This is a genomic window from Methanosarcina sp. A14 (genome assembly GCF_001729375.1).
Lineage (GTDB): Archaea > Halobacteriota > Methanosarcinia > Methanosarcinales > Methanosarcinaceae > Methanosarcina > Methanosarcina barkeri.
Genome location: NZ_LZPK01000357.1, coordinates 1 through 4,737 on the forward strand (window position 1 = coordinate 1; position 4,737 = coordinate 4,737).

The window sequence follows — 4,737 nt, forward strand, 5'->3', positions numbered from 1 at the left end:
GGCAAACAAGCGAGTGGGCATAACAATATAGTAAAGTTAGGCATATCGACGTCAGATAGAGAAGCCTGAAGGGGGATTATGACAACAGACCTGGAACTATTTCCGGCAACAAATCCGAATCCTGTGCTCAGTGTGGCAAATGATTGCACTGTCCTGTACTCAAATAAAGCTGGTAAAACCTTATTACATGAGTGGGGTGTGGCAGTAGGAGATAAACTGCCATCCTATGTTGAAGGTATCGTGAAGAACGTAATTTTCCTAAATAGACCCGAAAAAATAAAAATTGAAACGGGAAAAGGAGTTTATTTTGTAGGTTTTTACTCTGTACCTGAAAAAAAATGCGTAAACATTTACGGATTCGATATAAGTGGCTGGAGAAAATTTGAAGAAAAACCTCCTGGACGTGAAGTTGGTGAGGTGGCAAACCTTGAGTTGGCTAATATTATTGATGTTCCAGCGATCCAGTCTCTCATGGATGATTTCTATAGGCTTGTTCATATTCCCATGGGCCTGATCGATCTCAAAGGCAATATTCTTGCAGGCGTCGCCTGGCAGGATATCTGCACAAAATTTCATAGAATCCACCCCGAAACCTGTAAAAACTGCATAGAAAGCGACATAAAGTTATCCGTAGGCGTTCCCCCTGGAGAGTTTAAGCTTTACAGGTGCAAGAACAACATGTGGGATGTAGCGACTCCTGTCATGGTAGGCGGTAAGCACGTTGCCAATATTTTCTCAGGCCAGTTTTTTTTTGAAGATGAACCTGTGGACTATGAGCTTTTCCGATCTCAGGCCAGAAAATATGGTTTCAACGAGGAGGAATACATAGCAGCATTTGAAAAAGTTCCACGGTTAAGTAAGGAAGCTGTAAACAAAAAAATGGCTTTCTTCGTGAAACTTGCCAACATACTCTCACAATTAAGCTACAGTAACTTCAAGCTTTCCCAGTCACTTGCAGAAAGCGAGATCCTGGTGAATAAGCTAGAGAAAAACAGGGAAGATTTCAATCGTGCTCAAACAGTGGGAAATATCGGAAGCTGGAGTCTGGATGTGCGTAAAAACGAACTAGCCTGGTCTGATGAAAATTACCGTATCTTTTGCATCCAAAAAGGTGTCCCTTTAACCTATGAAACTTTTCTTTCAAAAGTTCATCCGGATGACAGGGACTATGTTGACAAGAAATGGAATATGGGATTAGAAGGCGAACCATACGACATCGAACATCGAATTGTCGTAGACGGTAAGGTTAAATGGGTGCGTGAAAAAGCATATATTGAATTTGACAAAGACGGGATGGTAACCGGCGGTTTTGGTATAACACAGGATATAACCGAACGCAAAAAATCAGAAGAAGCCCTTAAAAGAGCACATGATAGTTTAGAAGCAAAAGTTAAAGAACGTACATCAGAGCTTGAAAAAGCTTACGAATCACTGATGGAGGAAGAGAGAAGACTCTCTGAAGCTCAAAAAATAGCTCATGTTGGAAATTGGGACTGGGATCTTAATACCGGTGAAGTTTACTGGTCTCATGAGATGTGCCGTATCTTTGGGTATGCCCCCAAAAAGTTATTTCATACATACAGTGAGCTTTTAAACTTTATACATCCCGAAGATCGAAGCTATGTGGACAATGTCGTTAAAAGTGCTTTAAATCGAGAGTCCTTTAGCATTGATCACAGGATTATCTCGGCTGAAGGCGAAGAGCGTATAGTCCACGCACAGGGTGATGTTGTTTTTGATGAGAAAAAAAGCCCAATTCGATTGAGAGGAACAATTCAGGACATTACAGATCACAAGAAAGCAGAGGAGAAGATCAGGATATTAGCAGATGCTGTGGAATCATCAAATGATGCTATTGTAACAGAGTCTTTCGATGGTACTATTATCAGCTGGAATAAAACGGCAGAGCAGATTTACGGTTATTCCGCCGAAGAAATTCTGGGTAAAAATGTCTCAATACTGGAACCGTATAATCTTAAAGGGAAAATAAAAAAGATAATTGAAAAAGTTAAACATGGAGAAAAAATCCATCATTACAGAACTTTACGGCTAAAAAAGGATGGTACAACAACAAATGTTTCAATAACTTATTCTCCAGTTTTTGACGCTTTTGGAGAGCTGAAGGCTATCTCAGCTATTGCAAGAGATATTACTGAGCAAATAAATGCGGAAAAAATACTGGCAAAAGCCGAAGAAGCCAGAAAAAAAGAAATCCATCACCGAATTAAGAATAATCTGCAAGTGATCTCTTCCCTTCTTGACCTGCAGGCTGAAAAGTTCCGAAGCAGAAAATGTGCTGAGAATGTGGAAGTTCTTAATGCTTTCAAAGAGAGTCAGGACAGAGTAATGTCAATTGCCCTTATCCACAAAGAGCTCCACGAAGGCAAAAGAACCGATACATTAAACTTCTCTGCATACCTTGAAAGGCTTGTTGAAAATTTGTTCCAGACTTATAGAGTTGGAAATGTCAATACGAGCCTGAACATAGAGCTGGAAGAAAACATTTTCTTTGATATGGATGTCGCTGTCCCATTGGGAATAATCATTAATGAACTTGTTTCAAATTCCTTGAAGTACGCATTTTTAGGTAGAGATCATGGAAAAATTCAAATCAAACTTCATAGAGAAGATTCTGCAGAACACGCAAACAAAGAGCAGGGAAGAACTACAGAACATTATAATGACACTGATTTTACTTTAATAGTTTCGGATAACGGGCTTGGTATTACTGAAGATTTCAATTTAGAAGATTCCAATTCTCTTGGCTTACAGTTAGTGGAAGTCCTGGTGGACCAGTTAGGGGGTGAAATTGAACTAAAAAGAGGTTCTGGGACTGAGTTTGTTATAAAGTTCAAAGTACCAGTGCAAAATTGAAAAAATAGTAAAATCGAATTCTCATACAATGATCAGTTGACGAGAATTCATATACTGTTTGTTCGCTATGCTATGCACATAAACATCAGAGGTAAGTAATATATAATTAACTTGAATTAAATTTCAATCGTGTAGATATAGTAGTTGATATTGAATTTTTTAATGAGATTTATTATTTTAACCTCAAATGATCGAGACAGTTAATTACACGTCGAGGATCCTAGTTGCAGAAAAAAGCTATTTTGTAGATAAGCAATCCCGGGTTTTTTTAGAGCCAGAGCCAACCGGCAATGTCGTCAACACTAACAAGAGGTCGTATACCGGTAAATAAAATCGATCTTTCCAGGAACCCAGACCCTGCATGAGAAACTATTTGAAGGGTAGGCTTGCAGTCAGGCTGTAGATAACTGCAAATGCTTCCAGAGAAAAATTCCCTTTATGAAAACAGATTGTGCCGCTGGATTTGGTTTATATCATCCTATTTTTTATTTTTTAAAAATTCCAGTTGGGAGTTAAAAATGAGGAGTTTTTGAGGGCATTTGTTGAGATAACTATTACATAGACTGTATAAAACAAGGAGTATAAAAGTAAAAGTGATAAGTCAACTTTTAACCAAGTCAACTTATGTCTTTTTCAAATTATCTAACAACAATAGTCTTATGAACCCACAACTTCCACTTATAACCAGTGCACTTGATAGTCAGACAACTGATATAAGAACCCTTCTTTGAAAACTTATGTACCGGATTTTTTAGTGATGAAGTAATTTTTGTTCCTTGCTTATAGGTTCCGTCTCCAAAGTCCCATCTGATATATGTCTCTTTACCTCTTGACAGGTCCTTAAATCTTACTAGTCGCGAATCAGTACTCGAAGCGGCTGCCGCTGTATAATCAATGTAATTACCCCCACCAGTTAGACGTTGTGTTGCCGGAGGAGTTCCTGCACCAAGGGGAGTTTTGTATGCATAAACGGATGCAGAGGCTGCTGTAGATAATAAAGTCAACGTCATTAGTACGGTGAAAACAGATATTGCTATGTTCCATATGAACTTTCTATTATTTTTCATACAATTTTCCTCCTGTTTTTTCCATAATTTGATCCGGGTATGCCCGTAATCAAAAATAACAGAATAAATTTACTCAAAAACCACAGGGTAAATTAAAATATAAGCATACTTATTTCCAAGGGAATTAAATAAAAATCCAAATGCGAGTTTAAAGCTTGATAAAGCTTTATTTTTGTTTATAAAACATGATAACAGTATAAATTCATTTATAAATACGCTCAGCTGTTATTATCAAAAAAATAAAGATCATTATAAGTTTATACAATACAAGCTCTTACGAAAGTTCCTTATTGCTCCAGGAGTGCCAGGGTCTAAGAACACCCCGTCTTTTGCAGGTTGTCTGGCAATTCAATTTCAGAGCAAAATATGTAAAAAATAAGGTATCGGAAGCCTTTAAATCAAAAAAGGGAATTGCTATATTACCAATAGTATTTGTTGGACAGCCTCTAAATGCCAGAGTCTTTTCCGGAGTCTTCGTGACTCTCCGCGCTCTCGATGTAATAAAGTTAATCAATCCTTATAGAAACTGAGAACAAGACTGGAAGGAGCAAAAGAATATTAGAACCAGGTTAAGAAGAAAACACAGACTTCCGACGAAATAGGTATTCTTGCTCAGGAGAATATATGGATAAAGAAACAATTAAAGTGCTCAAACGGATGGGAGAAAAATATGAAAAATATCCATTGGTCATCGGTTAAGGATTTATTTCCTTCTTCTGTTACTCTTTTTAGATCCAGTTCTTTCATTTTTTACTCAAACCATTCATCTCTAAATTTTTCTCTGTTTACATGAGGA

General features: G+C 37.6%; 2 protein-coding genes. One reads left to right on the forward strand and one right to left on the reverse strand.

The genetic code is table 11. The annotated features are described in order from the left end of the window. The first annotated feature begins 78 nt into the window (after positions 1–78). Positions 79–2,874 (forward strand): PocR ligand-binding domain-containing protein, encoded by a 2,796-nt coding sequence (locus A9239_RS15510; protein ID WP_048116470.1) that lies wholly within the window; start codon positions 79–81, stop codon positions 2,872–2,874. Positions 2,875–3,512: 638 nt separating this feature from the next. Here the strand turns inward: A9239_RS15510 and A9239_RS15515 are convergent. Continuing rightward, positions 3,513–3,941 (reverse strand): PKD domain-containing protein, encoded by a 429-nt coding sequence (locus tag A9239_RS15515; protein ID WP_048116472.1) that lies wholly within the window; start codon positions 3,939–3,941, stop codon positions 3,513–3,515. Positions 3,942–4,737 lie beyond the last annotated feature (796 nt).